Below are 20,186 nucleotides of genomic sequence, written 5' to 3'. Positions count from 1 at the left end.
ACGATGTCTCCCACTATGGCCCCTCCGACAGGGGCGACCGCACCCATCGATGCGAAGCCTCCGCAGCGCGCCGCAGCCGCGGCACCACGCTACCGGAAGGACATCGACGGCCTGCGCGCGGTCGCCGTGCTGCTCGTGGTGGTCTACCACGTCTGGCTCGACCGCGTCTCGGGCGGGGTCGACGCGTTCCTCATGATCTCGGCGTTCTTCCTCACCGGCTCATTCGTGCGTCGCCTCGAAGCCGGCAAACCGCTCGCGATCGTCAGCCAGTGGATCCGCACCTTCAAGCGGCTGCTGCCCGCCGCCGCAGTCGTGATCGCCGCGACCGTCATCGCCGCAACATTCATCATGCCGGCATCGGGGCATCCCGATCTCTGGCGCCACGCCTGGGCGTCCCTCTTCTACTACGAGAACTGGGCCCTCGCCGCCGAGTCGGTGGACTACTACGCCGACACCTCGCTCGCGAGCCCGCTGCAGCACTTCTGGTCGCTCTCCGTGCAGGGCCAGGTGTTCCTGCTCTGGCCGCTGCTCTTCGCCGTCATCGCCTTCCTGCGGTGGGCGCTCGGCCGCCGCAGCGTGCGCGCGGTCGCCCTCGTGTGCTTCGCTGCGGTGTTCACCGCCTCGCTCGCCTACTCCATCGTGACCACGCAGGAGCACCAGGAGAGCGCCTACTTCAACACCGGCGCCCGCGTCTGGGAGTTCGCCGCCGGCTCGATCCTCGCGATCGTGCTGCCCTGGATCCGCCTGCCCCGCCTGCTCGGCGCGATCATCGGCTGGCTCGGACTCGCGGCGCTGCTGGCGTGCGGCATGGTGCTCGACGTGCAGGGCGGCTTCCCCGGCTACCTGGCACTGTGGCCGGTGCTCGCAGTCGCTGCCATCATCCTCGCCGGCTCGCCCGAGGAGAAGGGCTTCGGCCCCGCGATCCTGCTCGAGACGAAACCCGTCCTGGCGCTCGGACGCGACGCCTATGCGCTCTATCTGGTGCACTGGCCGATTCTCGTCCTCACCCTCATCGCACGCCGCGGCGAACCCCTCGGCTTCTTCGAGGGCCTCGCGCTGATCCTCGTCTCGATGGTGCTCGCGCGCCTGCTCACCTGGCTCGTCGACGCCCGCGTGCGCCGATTGGCGTGGGCGAACAGCAACAACTTCCGCGGGGCGCTCGTCATCCTCCTCTCCATCCTGCTAGTCGCCGTGCCAGTGATCTCGTTCCAGGCCTCCTCCGCGGCGCAGGTCGCCGAGCTCACCGCGGATGAGGACGGTGGACCGGATCTGAGCAAAACCAACCCCGGCGCGCTTGTCTTGCAACGGGGCTGGAACGGGGAGATCGATCCCGACGCGCCCCGCCGTCCCCTCCCCCAGGAGATCGAGACGCAGTGGGGAGGCCTCCCCGAGTCCTGCGACGATGGCGAACTGCCCCCACTGCCCGAGGGGTTGCCGCTGTGCTGGCAGAACTCGATGCACTCGCCCTCGCGCACCATCGTCCTCTTCGGCAATTCCCACATGCAGCAGTGGCTGCCGCCCATCGCAAGGATCGCCGAGCAGGAGCGCTGGCACCTCGTCTTCCTGGGCTATGCCGCCTGCGCCTTCGGCCTGAGGGACGTCGTCGAAGGCGAGGATGCCGACATCTTCCACAGCCCCGAGTGCCGGCAGTGGAACGAATCCGTCCTCACCTTCGTCGAGGAGGTCCAGCCCGACGTCGTCATGACGATCGGCGCCGCGACCGTCCCGACCGATGAGGACGCAGACGAGAACCAAGGCGCCCTCGAACACGTGCTGGAGGGTGCGGAGACGTCGATCGAGCGACTGCAGGAGATGGACATCCCGATCATCCTCATCCGGGACAACCCTCGCTTCACCTTCGACAACTTCGTCTGCGTGGAGCAGGCCGAGGCTCCCGAGGACTGCGACGTTGCGCGGAGCCGGGCCCTCGCCCCCGAGAACCCCGCGAACGCGCTGCTCCGGGCGGGCGTGAGCCTCGTAGACGTGAACGACTTCATCTGCCCCGGGGACACGTGCCCCGCGGTGATCGGCAACGTCAATGTCTACATCGACGACAACCACCTGAGCATCTTCTACACCAAGTCGCTCGCTCCGATGCTCGCGGAGCAGCTGGTCCCCCTCGTCAAGAGTTCCGGGGACCGACGCCCCTCGCTCGAGTTCGACTGAGAGGCCTCCGCACCCCGTCAGTCCGCGGCGCGATCCCCGGGAAGCCCGCGGCCGATGAGACCGCGGAAGAGCACGCGCTTCACGCCGGCCGGCATCAGACGGTAGACGCCCTTCATCACCACGTTGCGCAGGTACTGCCCGCGCGTCACGAATCCCATGCGCAGCAGCTCGCGCTGCAGGCGCCACTCGGTGCGCGCCTCGGTCCAGCCGCCGCGGCGCGCGAAGGCGCCAGCGCCGACCCGGTAGGCGAGCAGCGGCTCGGCGATGTTCTCGACGCGGGCGCCGCTGTCGATGAGGCGGATCCCCAGCCAGTAGTCCTCCATCTTGCCGAAGGGCTGGTAGCGGCCGACCCGGTCGAGTGCCGCCAGACGGTACATCATGGTCGGGTGGTTGAAGGGGTTGTGGGTGCGGGCGTGGTCGCGGATGCGCTGCGCTCCGACCGGCGGGGTACGACCCGAGACGGGCTGCCCGGGATCGTGCTCGAACTCGACCATCCCGGTGCCGACCAGGTCGAAGCCCTGCTGCAGCAGGGCCCACTGGCGCTCGAATCGTTCGGGCAGCGACACGTCGTCGGCGTCCATACGAGCCGCGACCGGCTGCGTGCACGCATCGAGGCCGGCGTTGAGCGCCGCTGTGAGCCCGCGATTCTCGGGTAGCCGCACCACCCGGACCGGCACCGGGCTGTCGGCCTCGATCCGCCTGATCTCCCGCGCAAGCGGGTCGGGCACGGGGCCGTCCTGCACGATGACGGCCTCCGCCGGCCGCAGGCGCTGCCCGTCGACGGAGCTCTCGAAGGCGAGGCGCAGGAAGCTCGGATCATCGCCCGCGTACACGGGGAGCAGCAGGGAGAACGGCGCCTGCGGTGCGGGAGCGCTCATGCGGCCGCGCGATCCAGCTTCGAGAGCCGCTCGACCTCGATCATCACGTCGACGGGGACTCCCGTGTCGCGCAGCACCTCGCGCGTCGTGCGCGGTGCGCGCAGCCAGCCGTCGCGCCAGCCGCGGCGCAGGCAGTCGCGCAGCTGGGCCCGGTCGGAGGAGGCGCGGAAGGTGCGGAACCAGCGCCGCGCCGTCGCCGCCGAGTACAGCAGCTTCTCCCACCCGTAGAGCGCCCGCGACAGCCGGAAGACCCACAGCTTGTTGCGCACCTCGTAGTAGAAGCGCGGGCCGGGATCGGCATCGCTCGACCCGCGCTTCGCCGTCTTGTGGGTGACGACGGAGCCCGGCACGTAGAGGCCGCGGGCGCCGCGCAGCAGTCGGGCGGAGTACTCGAAGTCGTCGTTCCACAGGAAGTAGTCGGCGATGGGCAGCCCCTGCGCTCGCACCCGCGGGGCGCGCAGGAAGGCCGAGACGAACGAGATCGAGCGGATCTCCATACCGCCGGCCTCGGCGGCGCGCGCCCGCTCGTCGTCGGACGCGCGGATCTTGGGCTTCGGCGTGTTCATGGGGTGATCGTCACCGTCGGTCCAGACGACACGGGACCCCATCACGGCGAGGTCATCCTGCCCCGTCGCGCAGTAGCGCTCGTGCGCGGCGAGCGCCCCGGACAGGGCATCGGGGCCGGGCACGGTGTCGTCGTCCATCACCCAGACCCAGTCGACGTCCTCCTCGGCGATGGCCGCCGCGATGCCCGTGGCGAAGCCCCCGGCGCCCCCGGTGTTCTCGGTGAGGGGGATGAGCCGGGCGCGCTCCCCCCACTGCTCGAGCACTTCGGCGGCAACCTCGGCCGATCCGTCGTCGGAGGCGTTGTCGACCACCACCAGGCGGTCGACGGGTCGACTCTGGGCCGCCAGCGCTTCGAGGGACTCCCGCAGCAGCTCGCGTCGGTTGTAGGCGACCAGCACGGCCGTGACGTGCATGCGCACTCTCCTTCAGGGGTATCGAACCCGCCCAGTCTACTTCGTGCCACCGACCGGCACTCCGCGACGGCCTCAGGGGGTGCGTTCGCTCCACAGTTCGCGGTAGAAGCCTGCGGCACGCGACTGCACCACGGCACTGTACTCGCCGGCGTCGAGATCGAGGATCGTGCCCTCGGGCACGTCGCGGGCCCCGACGAGCGCCGAGACCCCGGCACCGGCCCGATGATCCTCGAGCTCGATGCCCGCGAGCTCGAGCAGCGTGGGGTACATGCTCAGCTGGTCGAGTCGGCCGCGCTCGAAGCGCGCGCCATCGGGAGACCACACCCGGGTGAACAGGGAGCGGTCTTCGCGGGCCCCCAGCTCGTTCCAGAAGCTGCTGCCCTCGGCCACCTGCTTGCGGTGATCCCCCATCAGCACCACGCTCGTGTCTTCGAGGATCCCCAGCTCGCCGAGCGCGTCGACGAAACCGGCGACCTGCTCCATCGAGCAGAAGGTGATCGAGGTGAGCGGAGCCTCGGTGTCCTGCACGCAGGAGTCGTAGAGGTACGGGTACTCGTGGGTGTCGAGGGTGAGCATGGTGAGGTTGAACGGCTGCTGCTGCTCGTGCAGGCGCACCACCTGCTCCCGCGCCAGTTCGAACAGGCGCCGGTCCGACAGCCCCCAGTCTTCGCGGATCTCGGTCTCGCCCGCTGCGCGCCACTCCTGAAGATCGTGGATCTCGTCGTAGCCGTGCGTGCTGAGGAAGCTGCCCTTACCAGCGAAGTTCGCGTCGGCTCCGCCCATGAAGACGTTCCGGTATCCCTCCCGCGCCAGCACATCGCCGAGACAGGTCGCACCGGGCAGGTAGCTCGTGATCTCGTAACCCTCGGAGCCGAGTTTGTTGAGGTCGAAATTGTCGTTGAAGGTGTTGTCCGTGCGCAGCGGGATGCCGCACTGGGTGCCCACGATCCCCGCCATCGTCCAGCCGCCGCCGTCGTAGGTGTGCAGGCTCGGAATCGATTCCCAGCCCTCAGTGGCCCGCTCCACGGGCTCCAGCATGTTCTTCTCGAAGAGCTCGTCGTCGGCCATCGCGTTCTCCACCGACTCCAGGTAGATGACGATGAGATTGCGGTGCTCGGTCTGGCTGGCGCCGTCCGCGCGCATGCCCGGGCCGCCCACGGCGTTCGCGCTGACGCCGTGACGGGGCACCACGTAGTAGTCGGCGATGGTGGCCTCGCCCGCGGCTTCGCGGGCGTAGGACTGCACGTAGGCTCCGACACCGATGGTCGAGCCGAACGCGACGGCACCGCTGATGGGCACCGCGACCGCCACGACGGCCGCGATCCCGCGCAGCGCCCGGCTGCGGCGGGCGCGCAGACCGCCGCTGCGGCGCAGCACGCGACGAGACCGCTCCGTGAGGAGCGCGAGCACGAGCACCACCCCGGTGGGGATGAGCAGGATCGAGACCACCGCGCTCGTGACCACCTCGTCGCCGCCGGCGCCCTCTCCGCCCGGGAGGTTCATGAGCAGCTGGTCGACGGAGATCGCTCCGAAGGTGCGCTGCACCCACAGCGCGGCGCCGAGGAGCACGGCGCCGATCAGTATGAGCAGCCAGAAGCCCGTGACGGCGGCGCCTCGCAGGAGGCGCGAGCGTCGGGTCGCCACCCGGGCCTCACCGCTTCGAGTCTCGGCCGCCGACCACCCGGCTTCACGCTCTTCTCTCGTCACAGTGGCACGAGTCTACGTCCCGTTTACGAGAGTTCACTTGGAGTTCACTCCTCGGATGCGGCGGGCGGCTCGGGCGCCCGCCGGCCGCGCCCCTCCCCGGAGCGCGTGGAATGATGGTCGTGAGAGGCGGGGCACCGCGCCGCCCGAGCGGTTTGGAGCGCCGATGCGACTACTGGATTCCGCGCTGCCGATCGTGGCCGCGCCCATGGCCGGCGGCCCGACGACCGTTGCGCTGGCCGCGGCGGTCGGGGCTGCGGGAGCGTACCCGTTCCTCGCCGGCGGCTACGCGTCCCCTGAGGCGCTCGCAGCCCAGATCGAGCAGCTGCGCCCACGGGTGCACGGCTTCGGCGTGAACCTGTTCGTGCCGTCGCGCATCGCCCCCGATCAGGCGTCCTTGGCCGCCTATGCCGATGAGCTGCGCGGCGAGGCCGAGGCCCACGGCGTGCAGTTGGATCCCGTGCCCGTGACCGACGACGACCACTGGGGCCAGAAGCTGCGCCTGCTGATCGAACGCCCGGTGCCGACGGTGTCGCTCACGTTCGGGCTGCCCGACGCCGGTGACATCGCCATGCTGCGGCGGGCCGGCACGCGAGTGCTCGCGAGCGTGACCTCCGCCGACGAGGCCCGGCTCGCATGCGCCGCAGGTGTCGACGGGCTGATCGTGCAGGGCCCCGATGCCGGCGGTCACAGCGCCGTCTTCGACCCCTCGCGGATCCCGGAGCCGACCGGCACCGCGTCCCTCGTGCGCCGCGCGATCCGCGCGAGCGGGCTTCCCGTGATCGCCGCCGGAGGCGTCGACGGCCCGGAGGCCGTGAGTCGCCTCCTCGCCGCGGGAGCCGAAGCCGTGGCGGTGGGCACCCTGCTGCTGCGCACGGACGAGGCGGGCACATCGCCGACCCACCGCGCAGCGCTCGCCGACCCAGCCTTCGAGGAGAGCGTCATCACGCGGGCCTTCACCGGCCGCCCCGCCCGCGCGCTGCGCAACGGCTTCATCGACCGTCACGGGAGCACCGCGCCGAACGCCTACCCCGCCGTGCACCACCTCACCCGCGAGCTGAGAGCCGCGGCCGCCCGTTCCGGCGACGCTGACCGCCTGCACCTGTGGGCGGGAACCGGCTACCGCAGCGCGAGCGAAGGCCCTGCCGCCGAGGTCGTGCATCGGCTCGCCGCGGGCGTCTGAGGCCGGGCGGGTCGGGGTCACCGCCCGCTCGTCGGCTACTCCGCGGTCTCCTGCGGCGACGCCGCCGCCACGCCCTCGGCGACGAGCTGATGGATGATGCTGTAGTCGGGCAGGTCGGGATCGACGGCCGGCGGCACCAGCTCCACATTGACCGGAGCATGCTCGCGCGCCTTCGAGGCGAGGTCGACGAAGCGGCCCAGCATCGACTCCGGGATGTCGGTCTCGACGAGCTGCGTTCCCGCCGCCGCGACCTCTTGGAAGCGCAGCAGCACGTTCCCCGGGTTCATCTGCGCGAGGATCGCGGCCTGCAGTTCGCGCTGGCGCGCCATGCGATCGTAGTCGCCGTTCGCGGAGCCGTAGCGGGAGCGCGCGTACCACTGCGCCTGATAGCCGTCGAGGCGCTGCTCGCCAGGCTCGATCCAGCCGTCGACGTTCACGAGCTCGCCCGTGTACTCGTCGATCTGGCCGCCGATCGGCAGCGGCTCCTGCACGTTCATCGTGACCCCGCCGAGGGCGTCGATCATGTGCGAGAACCCGTCCATATTGACCAGCACGTAGAACTGCACCTGCAGGCCGGTGATGCCGGTCACCGCATCCTTCGTGGCCTCGATGCCCGGCGACGAGCCCTTCGACACGGCGTCCGCGTACATGCCCTCGTACGAGGGCGAGCCCGAATCCTCGAGCTCCGTGATGAGCGAGTTCAGGTTGCCGGTGGTGAAGCAGTAGTACCCGCCGCCCTCGACGACCGCGTAGTCGTTCACCTCATCGCAGTAGCCGTAGGGGTACACCGCCGAGAGCGGCGACTCCTCCGGGAACGGTGCGAGCTTGAGCTCGCGCGGCAGGCCGATGATCACGGACTGCCCCGTCTCGGCGTCGACGCTGACAAGCGAGATGCTGTCGGGGCGCAGGCCCTCGCGATCCGCACCCGCGTCGGCCCCGAGCAGCAGAATGTTGTAGCGGCCGTCGATCGGCTCGACCGCGGGAGCCCCCTGGAAGAGATCGCCCAACAGGCTGCGCCCCGCCCCCACCGCCGTGCCCGCCCATGCGGCGCCGGCGACCGGCAGGATCGTGAGCAGCACCGACAGGGCCGCCACCGGCGCCCGCCAGTTGCCCGGCACGCGCACGAGCCGGGTCAGCCGCAGCGTGTCGAGGCCGAGCACCAGCCACAGCACCGCGTACGCGAACAGCAGGATCTGCACGCCGAGCAGCACGAAGCCGTTGGTGAAGAACGACAGCGTCGCCACCCGCGCGAACAGCAGTCCGGCGAGCGCCGCGAGGCCGCCCGCGATGAGCAGGAACGTCGCAGTGAGACCGAGACGCCCCAGCCTGCGATTGCCCGCGAGCAGCTGCGCGCTGCCCGGCAGCAGGAACCCCAGCACGACCAGCCACCGGGCCCGCTTGCTCATGAGCGGGCCCTCCGCCATATCCGGGTGACGGAGCGGCCGTTCGAGGTCGAGGCTCATGCGCCGTAGCCGCCCGGGTTTGCGGACTGCCACGCCCACGCGTCGCGGCAGGCATCGGCAAGACTGCGGGTGGTGCTCCAGGCGAGCCGGTCGTTCGCACGACGGGGATCGGCCACCACCTCGGCGACGTCGCCCGGTCGCGGCGGCGCCACCTCGTAGGGCACGGGCCGCGCCGAGGCCTCCTCGAACGCGCGCACCACCTCGAGCACGCTCGACCCGACGCCCGAACCCAGGTTGTAGGTCTCGACGCCCGGCTCGATCCGCTCGAGGGCGGCGACGTGGCCTTCCGCGAGGTCCATCACGTGGATGTAGTCGCGCACACCGGTGCCGTCGGGCGTGGGGTAGCTGTCGCCGAACACGCTGAGACGCTCGCGCGTGCCCACGGCGACCTGCGCGATGAACGGCATGAGGTTGTTCGGGATCCCCGAGGGATCCTCGCCGATGCGCCCTGACGGGTGCGCGCCGACCGGGTTGAAGTAGCGCAGTAGCACAGCGCCCAGCTCGGGCCAGGCCCCGTGGGTGTCGCGGATGATCTGCTCGTTCATGAACTTCGACCAGCCGTACGGGTTGGTGAGGCCCACGCCCGCGCGGTGCGACTCGTCGATGGGCGCCACGTCGGGGTCGCCGTAGACCGTGGCCGAGGAGCTGAACACGAGCTTGTCGACGCCGCGCTCGCGCATGAGGTCGAGCAGCACGAGCGTCGAGTCGAGGTTCACCCGGTAGTAGCGGGTGGGCTGAGCCACCGACTCGCCGACGGCTTTGAGACCCGCGAAGTGGATGACGGCGTCGAAGTCGACGCCCTGCAGTGCGGCCCGGGCCGCGGCGCGATCGGCGAGATCCGCCTCGATGACGGGGATCTCGCGCCCGGTCAGCTCCTCCACCCGGCGCACGGCCTCGGAGCTGCTGTTCGAGAAGTCATCGAGCACGACGACGTCGTGCCCCCGCTCCACCAGCACGAGGGCGGTGTGGGAACCGATGTATCCGGCGCCGCCGGTCAGCAATACTCGCATGCCCATAAGAGTACTGGGGTGGAACCGGGAGAGCCGCCAGAACCCCGCCAAGGTCACATTTCTATTACGGCTACGTGTGACGTACAACTCTGCAGGACTCTCCAGGGGTTTTCCCCGGCGGCCCTCAAATACAATGTGACCCAGGTGCGCGCCGGATGGCTGCGGACCGGTGCTACTGAGGGGAGAACGCATGGCCATGCTCACCCTCATCGCCGAGCCGTTCCCCGACTGGGAGGCGCAGGTTCACGCCGCAGCGGCCCGCGATCTCGCGAAGGCCGTCGCCGCCACCGCCCCCCGCAGTTGCAGCGCCCGCTACCTCGTCGCGCGCGGCTCCGAGAAGCCCGCATTCGATTCGCCGGTGATCCGAGTGGAGCACCTGCCGATGCGGGCCGCCATGCTTCCCTACGTCTGGCAGAGCGGCACGACGGCGCGCCCGCTCGACGGCGAGTTCGTGCACGCGCTGACCCCTATGCTGCCGCTGCGCTCGCGCGGCGAGGACGACGGCTCGCAGACCTCCGTCACCATCCCGCACAGCCTCGCCTGGGAGGCGCCGGCACTGCTCGGCAGCGCCCAGGCCCGCCTCTTCCGCGCTTTCACCAGGCGCGCGGTGAAGCTCGCAGACGTGCTCCTCACCCCGACCCACGCCACCGCCCGCGTACTGCAGCGGCAGTACGGCGAGCACCTGCCCGTGCAGGTGCTCCCCCTCGCGCCGCCGTCCGAGTACCTCGCCGGCGACGACGACGCTGCGCGACGGGAGGCGCTGGCGCTGCCCGAGCGCTACGCCCTCACCACCGCGATGCCCGGCGAGTTCGGCCGTCTCGAATGGCTGTTCGACGCGCTGCGCACCGATCCGTCGCTCCCGGCCCTGGTCGTGCTCGACGGACTCGATCCGCGCGCGCCCGCGAAGGAGCACCGCGATGAGAACGGCGCGACCGAGATCGCGGTCCCCGACGAGCTGCGCGACCGTGTCGCCGTCGTGCGCCCCCGCGAGCTCGCCGACATCGGCGCGGTCCTCTCGGGCGCCTCGCTGCTGCTGCAGCCCCAGACCTACTCGGGCACGGGCTACACCGTGCTCGGCGCGCTCAGCGCCGGCGTACCCGTGCTGCACGCCGACCAGGACGCCACCGCCGAGCTGGTGCTCGACGCCGGCGTCGCCGCCGAGGCTTCCGGACCGTTCGCCGCCGAGTACAGCCGACTCTTCCGCGACGCCGAAGCACTCGCCCAGCTCTCCGTGCTCGCCTGCGACCGGGGCCGCAGCTACAGCTGGCGCAGCGCCGCCTGGCAGCTGTGGGAGACCCACGCCAACCTCTGAGACCCTCTCGGGGATCCGCGCACCGGACCGCGTCGGGTCGCACGGACCCGCGCGACGGGTTCAGAGCGCGTCGGCTGCCGCCGCCCCTCCGCGCGAGCGCGCGTAGAGCCACGCGATGAGCGCGGCCAGCGCTGTCGTCGAGACCACGAAACCCACGGTCGCCCACCAGCCGCCCGCTCCGAACGCGACGCCGCCGATCCATCCGAGCACGCTCGATCCCGCGTAGTAACCGAGATTGTAGAGCGCCGGTGCGAGGCTGCGGCCCTCCCCCGCCCGCCGGTCGATGAGGCCGCTCGCAACCGTGTGAGCGGCGAAGAAGGCGCCCGTGAAGAGCACCAGGCCGACGATCACCGCCGGGAGCGAGGCCGCCAGCGTCAGCGCGAGCCCGGCCACCATCGTGGCCGCGCAGCCGAGCAGCGTCAGCGTCGGCGGGATGCCCCCGGTCGCCCGCCACACCCAGCGCGACGACGCCGCCCCCGCGAGGTAGGCGAGGAAGATCCAGGAGGACTGCGCGAGCGACAGCCCGAACGGCTCGTGCTGCAGGCGGAATGCGAGATAGTTGTATGCCGCCACGAAGCCGCCCATCAGCAGGAAGGCTTGAGCCACGAGCACCATGACCCCCGGCGTGCGGAGGTTGGCGAGGGTGGCGGGCAGGATCGCCATGGCGTCGCGCGGAGGGACGGCGGTGGGCGGGATCCGCACGAGGAACACCGCCGTCGCAGCCGCGGCGAGCACCGCGACGGCGCCCATCCCCCAGCGCCAATCGCCCGGCTCGGCCGCGGTCGCCGCGACGATGCGGCCCGCGAGGCCGCCGAGCGTGGTGCCCGCGATGTAGGTGCCGACGGCCGTGCCGAGCACCCGCGGATGCACCATCTCCGCGATCGCGGTGACGGCGATCGCCACGAGCCCGGCGAGCAGCACGCCTTCGACGAGACGCGCCGCGACGAACCAGCCGAAGTGCGGGATGAACGGAGTGCCGAGCCCGACCACCATCGCCGACGCCATCGAGATCCGCATCGCCCGCACCCGGCCGATCCGATCCGAGAGCCGCGCCCAGGGCAGCACTCCGAGCGCGACGCCGATGGTCGCGGCGCCCACCGCCCACGACGACTGCCCCGCCGAGATCCCGAAGTCGCGGGCGAGATCCGGGAGTATGCCCTGCGGGGAATACATCTGCGCGAAGGTCGCGAGTCCCGCGCAGAACAGGGCGATCAGCGATCGTCGATAGCGCGGCGTGCCCGCCCGTGCCCGGGGCTCGCCGTCGTCGCCCTGCGGGCCGGGGCCCTCGCTCTCGCGACCCGCCACGATTCCGCGGCTACTCGGAGGCGATGCGGGCCTGCAGCGCCGCGTTCTTCGTCTCCACGACGTCGGTCAGCTGCTGCGCGTAGTCGGCGAGCCGCTGCGCGACCTCGGGGTCGCTCGCGCCGAGGATGCGCGCGGCGAGCAGGCCGGCGTTCTTCGCGCCGCCGATGCTCACCGTCGCGACGGGGATGCCGCCCGGCATCTGCACGATCGACAGCAGCGAGTCGAGACCGTCGAGCTTCGCGAGAGGCACGGGCACGCCCACCACCGGCAGCGTGGTCATCGAGGCGACCATGCCGGGCAGGTGCGCGGCGCCGCCGGCACCGGCGATGATCACCCGGAGCCCGCGCGCGGCGGCCTCGCGAGCGTAGCTCACCATCTTGTCGGGGGTGCGGTGGGCGCTCACCACCTCGACCTCGTGGGGGATGCCGAACTCGCGCAGCACCTGAACGGCGTCGGCCATGACGGAGAAGTCGCTGTCGCTGCCCATGATCACGCCGACGAGGGGCGCTGCGGAGGTGTCGCTCATAGGGTCCATCGTATCGTCGCCTGGCGGCCGTGCTCCGCGTCAGGCTCGGCGGATCCGCCGCGGTGCGAGTTCAGGCGAACGCCGCCGCGGCGGCGCGCGCCTCGGCGAGCACGACGTCGAGCGAGTCGCCCGTCACCGTGACGTGCCCCACCTTGCGGCCGGGGCGCGGCTGCTTGTCGTAGCTGTGGATCTTCGCGCGCGGGTGCGCGGCGAGCGCTTCGGCGTAGCGAACCGGCATCGGCCCCTCCGCGGGACCGCCGAGCACGTTGACCATGACGGCGACCGGCGCCGCCATCGAGGTGTCGCCGAGCGGCAGGTCGGCCACCGCGCGCAGGTGCTGCTCGAACTGGCTCGTCACCGAGCCCTCGATCGAGAAGTGGCCGGAGTTGTGGGGGCGCATGGCCAGTTCGTTGACGAGCACACGGCCGTCGCGGGTCTCGAACATCTCGACGGCGAGCACGCCGGTCACACCGACGCCCTCGGCCACCGCGCTGCCGATGCGGGCGGCCTCGTCCAGCGTCTCGGCGCGCTGCACCGGAGCCGGGGCGAGCACTTCGGCGCAGACGCCGTCGCGCTGGATGGTCTCGACCACCGGCCAGGTGCGGGTCTCGCCGCCGGGGCGCCGCGCCACGAGCTGCGACAGCTCGCGGGTGAAGTCGACGAGCTCCTCGACGAGCAGTCGCCCGCCGTGGCCGTCCTCCGCGAGCGCTGTGAACCAGTCGCGCACCTCCACCGCGTCCGACACCACGCGCACGCCTTTACCGTCGTATCCGCCGCGGGCGGTCTTCACGACGGCCCGGCCGCCGTGCGCGTCGATGAAGGCCTGCAGCTCGTCCCCATCGGACACCGCCGCCCATGCGGGCACCGGCACGCCCAGCTCGCCGAGTTTCTCGCGCATCAGGATCTTGTCCTGCGCGTACTGCAGAGCGTCCGGGCGGGGGTGCACGGCGACGCCGCGGCGCTCGAGCTCGCGCAGGATCTCGCCCGGCACGTGCTCGTGGTCGAAGGTGACGACGTCGACGGTCTCGGCGAAGGCGTAGACGGTCTCGGGATCGCGGTAGTCGCCCACGGCGTCGGCGGCGCGTGCGGCACTCGACCCCTCGGCCTCTGCGAGCACGCTGATGCGCAGCCCGAGGTGGATGGCCGGCGGCACCATCATGCGGGCGAGCTGGCCGCCCCCGATGACGCCGATCGTGATGCTGCCGCTCTCGAGAGTCATGCCCTCTATTCTGCCGCATCGCGCCGCTCGCACACGCGCCGCGAGCGCCGGATCGGCGATGGTTGACGAAAATCAACCATTGACCTATAGTTGATCTTCGTCAACGAAGGCGGCCTCGGCCCCGGCTCGCACCCGGAGCCCTCATCCGGAACCCGGATCCGCACCCGCCCGCCGCGGCCCGCTCACCGGAGCCGGCCGCATCGATCACCCGCACGTCGCGAAGGGACCAGATGTCACACCCCTCCACCCACGCCCCCGAAACGGGGCTGCTCACCGGCCGAGCCAAGAACCTCGCGCTCGCCGGCCTCTTCCTCGCCAACTTCGTCTCGATGCTCGCCATGAACGTGGTCGGCACCTCGATGCCGATCATCATCGCCGACATCGGCGGCACGCAGGCCGCATTCACCTGGGTGGTCACGGCCACCATGCTCGCCGCCGCGATCTCGACCCCGATCTGGGGCAAGCTCGCCGACCTCACCAGCAAGAAGGTGCTGCTGCAGGTCGCCATCATCGTCTTCATCGTCGGCTCGGCGTTCGCCGGCATGGCACAGGATCCCACCTGGCTGATCGCCTGCCGCGTCGTGCAGGGCCTCGGCGTCGGCGGCCTCGGCGCGCTCGCGCAGATCGTGCTCGCCGAGATCATCAGCCCGCTCGAGCGCGGCAAGTACATGGGCATCCTGGGCGCGATCATGGCGGTCGCCACGGTCGGCGGCCCCCTGCTCGGCGGCCTGCTCACCGATACCGTCGGCTGGCGCTGGAACTTCTACGTCGCCGCCCCCATCGCGATCGTCGCGATCATCATGCTGCAGCGCACCCTGCACCTGCCCGTGCGCAAGCAGAAGGTCAAGATCGACTACTGGGGCACCGCGCTCATCTCCCTCGGCTTCTCGAGCCTGCTCATCTGGGTGACGCTCGCCGGCTCCAACTTCGAGTGGTGGTCGTGGCAGACCGTCGCGATGGTCGGCGGCGGCATCGCCGCCCTCGTGATCGCCGTGTTCGTCGAGCTGCGGGTCGAGGAACCCCTGATCCCGATGACGCTCTTCAAGAACCGAACCTTCACCCTCGCCTCCATCGCGTCGATCGCGGTCGGACTCGCCATGATGGGCACCGCCGTGTTCCTCGGCCAGTACATGCAGCTCGCGCGCGGACGCTCCGTCATCGAGTCCAGCCTGCTGACCCTGCCCATGATGGCGGGCGTGCTGCTCTCGTCCACGATCGTGGGCCAGATCATCACCCGCACCGGCAAGTGGAAGCGCTACATGGTGGCCGGCGCCGTCGCACTGCTCGCCGGCCTGCTCATGATGGGCCAGCTGCGCTACGACACGAACTACTGGTACGTGGGCATCTCGATGGCGATCCTCGGCGCGGGCGTCGGCATGACCATGCAGAACCTCGTGCTCATCGTGCAGAACACGGTCGGGCCGACCGAGATGGGCGCGGCGAGCGCCTCGGTGACCTTCTTCCGCACCATCGGCGGCACCGCCGGCATCTCGGTGATGGGCGCGATCCTCGCCCACGAGATCGCCGACTACTTCACGGATGGCTTCACGAAGCTGGCGGCGCTCATGCAGACGAATCCCGACCCCGCCGTGCTCGCCGACCTGCAGCGGTTCCAGGAGAGCGACGCGATCCCGAAGATCGCCGAACTGACGGCGCCCGTGCGCGAGATCGTCGAGTCGTCGTACGGTCACGCCATCGGCAACATCTTCCTCGCCGCCTCCCCCGTCGCGATCGTGGCGCTCATCGCGATCGCTCTGCTGCCCAACATCCCGCTGAGCACCAAGAGCAACGCCGAGCGCATCGCCGAGCTGAGCCGACGCGAGGCCGCAGCCGCAGCCGACGCCGCCGGCACCGCCGCGCACGAGCTCCTCGGCGACGCCGTGCAGGTGGCGACGGGATCGATCCCGGTGGTGGTGGGCACCGAGCGCGACGAGCGCGGCGGCGACCGCCCCGAGGCCCGCTAGGCTCGACGCCATGGAGGATCAGAATGGCCGCTCCCCGCTGGGCACCCCGGCGGGGACGGCCGACGCCCCCCGCGACGACCGCATCGCGCAGATCATCTCGGAGTTCTCCGAGGTCTTCGCCTTCGCCCGCAGCCACTGGGCGAGCTACGCGCAGGAGGTCGACTCCGAGCTCAAGGGCGTCGGCATGATGGTGCTGCAGCTGGTCTTCAAGAAAGGGCCGGTCACCGCGACCGGCCTCGGCCAGATGCTCGACATGGACAAGGCCGTGGTCAGCCGCCAGATCGCGAAGCTGCGCGAGCTCGGGCTCGTCGACGCCGAGCCGGCGGCCGAGGACCGCCGCGTGGTGCTCCTCACCACCACCCCGCGGGCCGTCGAACTGCTCGAACGCATCCGCGCGCGCTGGGCGCACGCCTACCACGAGCGCTTCGCCGACTGGAGCCCCGAAGATCTGGAGGGGCTGCGCGAAGGGCTGCACCGCTTCAACGCCTCGGCGCACGACATCCGCGTCGACGGCCCCGCCGGCCGCTGCACCCGCGGCCACGCGGCCGAGTAGCGGCGCGCACCGGGCGCCCGGCCGGCCGGCCACCCGCCTTCCACGTACGACGACGGCCCGGCTTCGCGCGTTCCACCCCGAGCGGGGTGCGAACGGGCGAAGCCGGGCCGTCGCGACGAGGGGTCAGGCCCGCTGTCTCCGAGCGCGGCGCGCGAGGATCGAGCCGCCGCCCACCACGAGCAGCAGGGCCGCGGCCGCGAGTGCCGCCGCGCTCTGCGCTCCCGTGCGGGAGAGCGAGCCGGAGGTCGAGCCCCCGCGATCCGCCGTTCCCGAGCCGCCGGCACCGCCCGAGCCGCCGTTGCCGGGCCCGCCGTCCGAGCCGCCGGATCCACCGCCCTCGGCCGCGGTGACCACGATGGGGGTCGACAACTCGGTGCCGTCGGCCCGCACCACCACGAGGCTGTGCCGGCCGGCCGGGGTCTGAGCCGGGATCTGCACCGTCGTCGAGAGCGCGCCCTGGGCGTCGGCGACCGGCGAGGCGAGCACCACGGGCTTCGAGCGCAGCTCGATCCGCAGCGCCTCCGCGGGCAGGAAGCCCGCTCCCGCCACGGTGATCTCGCCCCCCTGCACGACCGTGCTCGCACCGAGCGACACCTCGGGCGGCGCGGGCGGCGCCTCATCGGCGGGCAGCGCGATGTCGACGTGCTTGATCTCGGTCGGCTGCGCCTGGGCGTCGAAGCCGTAGACCGTCGCGCGCAGGCGATCCTCGTAGAGGGAGATGCGCAGGCCCGCGGGATCCGCGCCGCCGACGCCCACCTCGCCCCAGTCCCCGCTCGGACCGTACTGGGTGGTGACCGCCGCCGTGTTGATGACGGTCGGCGCCTGGCTGGTGGTGGGCACGAAGCGCTGCTCCACGCTCCAGTCGTGCAGCTTCGGGCTCCAGTGGGTGTGCGAGCTCATCACCGTGACGTTCGGGTAGGCGGCCAGCAGGCGCTCCATGCGCTCCTGGTCGTCGCCGAACTCGCGCTTGTACAGGTTCGCGTAGGAGCCCGAGACCGAGTTCTCGAAGATGTGGTGCACGCTCAGCAGCACCGGCATGCCCGCGTCCCGGTAGTGGTCGAGGCGGTCACGCAGCCAGTTGTACTGCTCGTCCCAGATCTCGACGAACGGTCCGCTGCCGCCGTGGTACTCGTGGCGCTCGCTGCCGATCCAGAGCACCGGCAGCTTGTCGTCGACGACGACCTCGCCCCAGAGGCCGCGGTTCGCGGACGCGGATCCCGGCACGCCGAGGTCGCGCATGCCCGTACGGTCGAGGAAGCGCTGGATGTACGTCGCCGAGCCGTCGCCGCCGTAGAACTCGTGGTTGCCGATGGTCGAGATCCGCGTCGCGTAGTCGGCCCCGCCGCCCGCGTTGAACGCGGCGAAGTAGCTGTCGTACTGCCCGGTCGTGCCGTTGCCGGTGAGGTCGCCGTTCGAGATCACGGTGTCGGCGCGACCGCCCGGCAGGTTGCGGAAGCCGGGGAGCACCTGGTTCTGCAGCTTCGCGTTCGCGCCCTGCACGTCGCTGAAGACGTCGACGATGGCCTCGGGCTCGGCGCCGTCGGCGAGCGGCGCGAGCGGGGTCACGAGCTGCACGTCGTCGATCATCCACGAGCCGCCGCCGGCGGGCGCGGTGTAGTCGAACACGACGGTCGCGCGGGTCGCCGCGGCCGGCACGGCGAGGGGCAGGCGAGGCTGCGCCGACTCCTCCTCAGCGGTGATCGTGCGCAGCTCGACGGTCTCGCCGGTGTCGAACTTCACGGCGACGATGCCGGTGTGGGATCCGCCGCCCCGCACGCGGAAGTGGCTGTCGAAGCGCAGCTCGAGCTCGGACCCGCCCTCGACCGCGATCGGGGCCGCGGCGAGCGCGCCGTCGAAAGCGGCGTTCTTCGCCTCGGCGACCGCGATCACGCCGGAGGCGCGGGTGAAGGTGTGGCGGCGGTCGAGGCCGTACGCGTCGACCACCTGCTGACGCGTGAGGAAGTCCCAGCCGCCCTCGGCGGTCCAGGCCCCGCTGGTGCCGTCGAATCCGTCCCACCACAGCTGCGGCTCGGTGGTGGCGGTGGCCTCTGCGATCTCCGAGAGCACGGTGACCGGGATCGAGACCGGCGTCACCCCGTCGCCGGAGATGGCGAGCGGCAGTACGGCCTGCGGCTGCTCGGCCGCGATCGCGACCTCGAAGGAGACGGTGCCGTCGGCTCCGGCGGCGGGGATCCCGGCGACCGGCGCGGCGGTGTCGCCTTCGCCGAGCACTGCGGCGAGCTGCTGGCCCGCCCGCAGCCCGCTCAGCGAGACCGTGATGCGCGAGCCGGGCGTCGCGACCGGCTTCGCGAGCGAGGTCACGACGGGGGTGCGGTCGGCCGGGGCGGCTTCGGCGATCGACACGTTGTCGATCATCCAGAACCAGTTGTTGCTGCTCTTCAGGTACTGCCACCCGAACCGCACGCTCTGCGCGCCCGCCGGCACGTCGATCGAGAAGGCGTGGGCCTGGTTGAGGCGGTTCGCGGCGAAGGCCTCGACGACCACGGGGGCGCCGCCGTCGATGCTGGCGAGCAGCTTCGCCTCCTGCGGCGCCTGCCCCTGCTTGTAGTGGCTGTCGAAGCTCACGCTCACCGCTTCGGCGCCGGGATCGACGGCGTAGGCGGGCGCCCACAGCGTCGAGTCGAAGGTGCCGGTGGTGGGGCGGTTGCTGTCGGAGTGCACGACGGCGACGAGGCCCTGCCCCTTGGCGAAGCTGCCGCGGTCGCCGCTGTTGCCGAAGGCCGAGACGACCTCGGCGGGCGTGTGGAAGGTCCACCCCTCCCAGCCGGCCCGCATGCCCGCGGTGTTCGCGCTCTCGACGGCCCAGCCGTCGGGCGCCTGGCCCGGCGCGACGGCGGTTTCGAAGTCCTGCGTGTACGGGGGTGCGAGGGCGGCGGCCGGCGCGGCGACCGCGGGGGCGACGAGCAGGCCGCCGGCGAGCGCGAGCAGCGCTCCTCCCGCGACGGCGCGGCCGGGCCGCTGCGCGGCGCGACGGATGGATCTGGGCGACATGGGGTGTATCTCCTTGTACGGGCGTCGGATGCTGCGGAGTGTCGGGAGGGGCGGATCCGGGGCTACTGCAGCCGCTTGCGGATCCAGCCCGAGGCGAGATCGACCGCCACGATCACCACGAGGATGATGATGAGGTAGGTGAGCATCTCGTCGAACTGGAAGGTCTTGATCGCCTTGTTGATGAGCAGGCCGATGCCGCCGGCGCCTACGAGACCGAGCACGAGCGAGGAGCGCACGTTCACGTCGAAGCGATAGAGCAGCAGGCCGGTCAGCTGCGGCAGCACGGTCGGGATCGTCGCGTTCGCGACCACCTGCCAGCGACTGGCGCCGGCCGTGCGCAGGGCCTGTTCGGGGCCGGGGTCGATGTCTTCCATCGCCTCCGACCAGAGCTTGCCCATCACACCGGTGTTGTGGCAGATGAGCGCGAGCACACCGGCGAAGGGGCCGAGGCCGACGGCCGTCACGAAGATGAGAGCGAAGACGATGTCGGGCACCGCGCGGAAGAACGAGAGGATGCCGCGAGCGATCTGGTAGACGAAGGCGTTGGGCGCGGTGGTGCGCGCGCCGAGCACGGCGAGCAGCAGCGCGAAGGGCACCGATATCGTGGTGCCGAGCAGGCCGATCCAGAGCGTGGTGAGCGCGCCTTCGAGGCCCTTCTGCAGCACCTCCCCGCTGAGGTCCGGCGGGATCGCTTCGGCCAGGAAGTTCACCATGCCCTGCGCCCCGGTGACGAGCTTGGCGGGGTGGAAGTCGGTGGCCGAGAACGCGAGCAGGTGCAGCACCACGAGCACCACGATGATCGCGGTCCAGGATCCGGCCCGGTACGGGGCCTTCGGATCGCGCGGCACGGGGATGTGGTCTTCGGAGCGGGGCTCGCGGAGGGCGGGGGTGAGCGTATCAGTCACGGGGTT

At 71.3% G+C, this 20,186-nt stretch carries 15 protein-coding genes; 5 read left to right on the top strand and 10 right to left on the bottom strand.

From position 1 onward, the window contains the following. Positions 1 to 3 precede the first annotated feature (3 nt). Entirely contained in the window at positions 4 to 2,166 is a 2,163-nt protein-coding gene (locus H629_RS0111295; protein ID WP_076624012.1) for an acyltransferase family protein, read from the top strand. Positions 2,167 to 2,183: 17 nt separating this feature from the next. On the opposite strand, the gene H629_RS0111290 is transcribed toward H629_RS0111295, so the two are convergent. The 3 genes from H629_RS0111290 to H629_RS0111280 form a co-directional block, all read right to left on the bottom strand. Further along, positions 2,184 to 3,044 (bottom strand): glycosyltransferase, encoded by an 861-nt coding sequence (locus H629_RS0111290; protein WP_024357364.1) that lies wholly within the window; start codon positions 3,042 to 3,044, stop codon positions 2,184 to 2,186. Beyond that, the gene (locus H629_RS0111285; protein ID WP_024357363.1) at positions 3,041 to 4,024 is read right to left on the bottom strand and encodes a glycosyltransferase; all 984 of its coding nucleotides are present in this window, start codon (positions 4,022 to 4,024) and stop codon (positions 3,041 to 3,043) included. The genes H629_RS0111290 and H629_RS0111285 overlap by 4 nt, the downstream gene beginning before the upstream one ends. 72 nt (positions 4,025 to 4,096) lie before the next feature. Next, positions 4,097 to 5,731, bottom strand: a complete 1,635-nt coding sequence (locus H629_RS0111280; RefSeq protein ID WP_152485706.1) for an LTA synthase family protein — start codon at positions 5,729 to 5,731, stop codon at positions 4,097 to 4,099. 163 nt (positions 5,732 to 5,894) lie between these two features. On the opposite strand from H629_RS0111280, the gene H629_RS0111275 reads away from it, so the two are divergent. After that, positions 5,895 to 6,911: a nitronate monooxygenase gene (locus tag H629_RS0111275; protein WP_024357361.1), complete on the top strand. Its 1,017-nt coding sequence runs from the start codon at positions 5,895 to 5,897 to the stop codon at positions 6,909 to 6,911. A gap of 35 nt (positions 6,912 to 6,946) precedes the next feature. Here H629_RS0111275 and H629_RS0111270 read toward each other — a convergent pair whose 3' ends face one another. Both H629_RS0111270 and galE read right to left on the bottom strand, forming a co-directional pair. Beyond that, positions 6,947 to 8,374: an LCP family protein gene (locus H629_RS0111270; protein WP_024357360.1), complete on the bottom strand. Its 1,428-nt coding sequence runs from the start codon at positions 8,372 to 8,374 to the stop codon at positions 6,947 to 6,949. Then, complete coding sequence (gene galE / locus H629_RS0111265) at positions 8,371 to 9,384, bottom strand: UDP-glucose 4-epimerase GalE (RefSeq protein ID WP_024357359.1); 1,014 nt, start codon at positions 9,382 to 9,384, stop codon at positions 8,371 to 8,373. Before galE ends, H629_RS0111270 begins: the two co-directional genes overlap by 4 nt. Before the next feature lie 190 nt (positions 9,385 to 9,574). Between galE and H629_RS0111260 the strand changes: the two genes are divergently transcribed. Next, on the top strand, positions 9,575 to 10,696 hold the full coding sequence (locus tag H629_RS0111260) for a glycosyltransferase family protein (protein ID WP_024357358.1): 1,122 nt from the start codon (positions 9,575 to 9,577) through the stop codon (positions 10,694 to 10,696). 60 nt (positions 10,697 to 10,756) lie between these two features. Here the strand turns inward: H629_RS0111260 and H629_RS0111255 are convergent, their stop codons facing one another. The 3 genes from H629_RS0111255 to H629_RS0111245 form a co-directional block, all read right to left on the bottom strand. Beyond that, on the bottom strand, positions 10,757 to 12,001 hold the full coding sequence (locus tag H629_RS0111255) for an MFS transporter (protein ID WP_024357357.1): 1,245 nt from the start codon (positions 11,999 to 12,001) through the stop codon (positions 10,757 to 10,759). A 10-nt stretch (positions 12,002 to 12,011) separates the two neighbouring features. Then, a complete protein-coding gene (purE, locus tag H629_RS0111250; protein ID WP_024357356.1) occupies positions 12,012 to 12,527 on the bottom strand; it encodes a 5-(carboxyamino)imidazole ribonucleotide mutase in 516 nt (171 codons plus the stop codon). Between the two features lie 70 nt (positions 12,528 to 12,597). After that, positions 12,598 to 13,746 carry a 5-(carboxyamino)imidazole ribonucleotide synthase gene (locus tag H629_RS0111245; protein WP_024357355.1) on the bottom strand — a complete coding sequence of 383 codons (1,149 nt, stop codon included), beginning with the start codon at positions 13,744 to 13,746 and terminating at the stop codon, positions 12,598 to 12,600. Positions 13,747 to 13,976: 230 nt separating this feature from the next. On the opposite strand from H629_RS0111245, the gene H629_RS0111240 reads away from it, so the two are divergent. Together H629_RS0111240 and H629_RS0111235 are read left to right on the top strand one after the other, a co-directional pair. Next, positions 13,977 to 15,710, top strand: coding sequence for a DHA2 family efflux MFS transporter permease subunit (locus H629_RS0111240; protein WP_024357354.1), 1,734 nt, complete (start codon positions 13,977 to 13,979; stop codon positions 15,708 to 15,710). A 10-nt stretch (positions 15,711 to 15,720) separates the two neighbouring features. After that, the gene (locus tag H629_RS0111235; RefSeq protein ID WP_024357353.1) at positions 15,721 to 16,263 is read left to right on the top strand and encodes a MarR family winged helix-turn-helix transcriptional regulator; all 543 of its coding nucleotides are present in this window, start codon (positions 15,721 to 15,723) and stop codon (positions 16,261 to 16,263) included. A 123-nt stretch (positions 16,264 to 16,386) separates the two neighbouring features. Here H629_RS0111235 and H629_RS0111230 read toward each other — a convergent pair whose 3' ends face one another. After that, on the bottom strand, positions 16,387 to 19,275 hold the full coding sequence (locus tag H629_RS0111230; protein WP_024357352.1) for a metallophosphoesterase family protein: 2,889 nt from the start codon (positions 19,273 to 19,275) through the stop codon (positions 16,387 to 16,389). A 62-nt stretch (positions 19,276 to 19,337) separates the two neighbouring features. After that, on the bottom strand, positions 19,338 to 20,180 hold the full coding sequence (gene phnE / locus H629_RS0111225) for a phosphonate ABC transporter, permease protein PhnE (RefSeq protein ID WP_024357351.1): 843 nt from the start codon (positions 20,178 to 20,180) through the stop codon (positions 19,338 to 19,340). Positions 20,181 to 20,186: the final 6 nt, after the last annotated feature.

The sequence above is a fragment of the Leucobacter chironomi DSM 19883 genome (assembly GCF_000421845.1).
GTDB lineage: Bacteria > Actinomycetota > Actinomycetes > Actinomycetales > Microbacteriaceae > Leucobacter > Leucobacter chironomi.
The sequence above is the reverse complement of the archived record's forward strand: the minus strand, read 5'-3'. Positions and strand labels throughout refer to the sequence as shown.

What these genes read in the sequence shown, in the direction of transcription:
- H629_RS0111295 (WP_076624012.1), top strand. Translation starts at nt 4, where the DNA reads ATGTCTCCCACTATGGCCCCTCCGACAGGGGCGACCGCACCCATCGAT.
- H629_RS0111285 (WP_024357363.1), bottom strand. Translation starts at nt 4,024, where the DNA reads ATGCACGTCACGGCCGTGCTGGTCGCCTACAACCGACGCGAGCTGCTG.
- H629_RS0111270 (WP_024357360.1), bottom strand. Translation starts at nt 8,374, where the DNA reads ATGAGCCTCGACCTCGAACGGCCGCTCCGTCACCCGGATATGGCGGAG.
- H629_RS0111260 (WP_024357358.1), top strand. Translation starts at nt 9,575, where the DNA reads ATGGCCATGCTCACCCTCATCGCCGAGCCGTTCCCCGACTGGGAGGCG.
- H629_RS0111275 (WP_024357361.1), top strand. Translation starts at nt 5,895, where the DNA reads ATGCGACTACTGGATTCCGCGCTGCCGATCGTGGCCGCGCCCATGGCC.
- H629_RS0111245 (WP_024357355.1), bottom strand. Translation starts at nt 13,746, where the DNA reads ATGACTCTCGAGAGCGGCAGCATCACGATCGGCGTCATCGGGGGCGGC.
- H629_RS0111290 (WP_024357364.1), bottom strand. Translation starts at nt 3,044, where the DNA reads ATGAGCGCTCCCGCACCGCAGGCGCCGTTCTCCCTGCTGCTCCCCGTG.
- galE (WP_024357359.1), bottom strand. Translation starts at nt 9,384, where the DNA reads ATGCGAGTATTGCTGACCGGCGGCGCCGGATACATCGGTTCCCACACC.
- H629_RS0111240 (WP_024357354.1), top strand. Translation starts at nt 13,977, where the DNA reads ATGTCACACCCCTCCACCCACGCCCCCGAAACGGGGCTGCTCACCGGC.
- purE (WP_024357356.1), bottom strand. Translation starts at nt 12,527, where the DNA reads ATGAGCGACACCTCCGCAGCGCCCCTCGTCGGCGTGATCATGGGCAGC.
- H629_RS0111235 (WP_024357353.1), top strand. Translation starts at nt 15,721, where the DNA reads ATGGAGGATCAGAATGGCCGCTCCCCGCTGGGCACCCCGGCGGGGACG.
- H629_RS0111230 (WP_024357352.1), bottom strand. Translation starts at nt 19,275, where the DNA reads ATGTCGCCCAGATCCATCCGTCGCGCCGCGCAGCGGCCCGGCCGCGCC.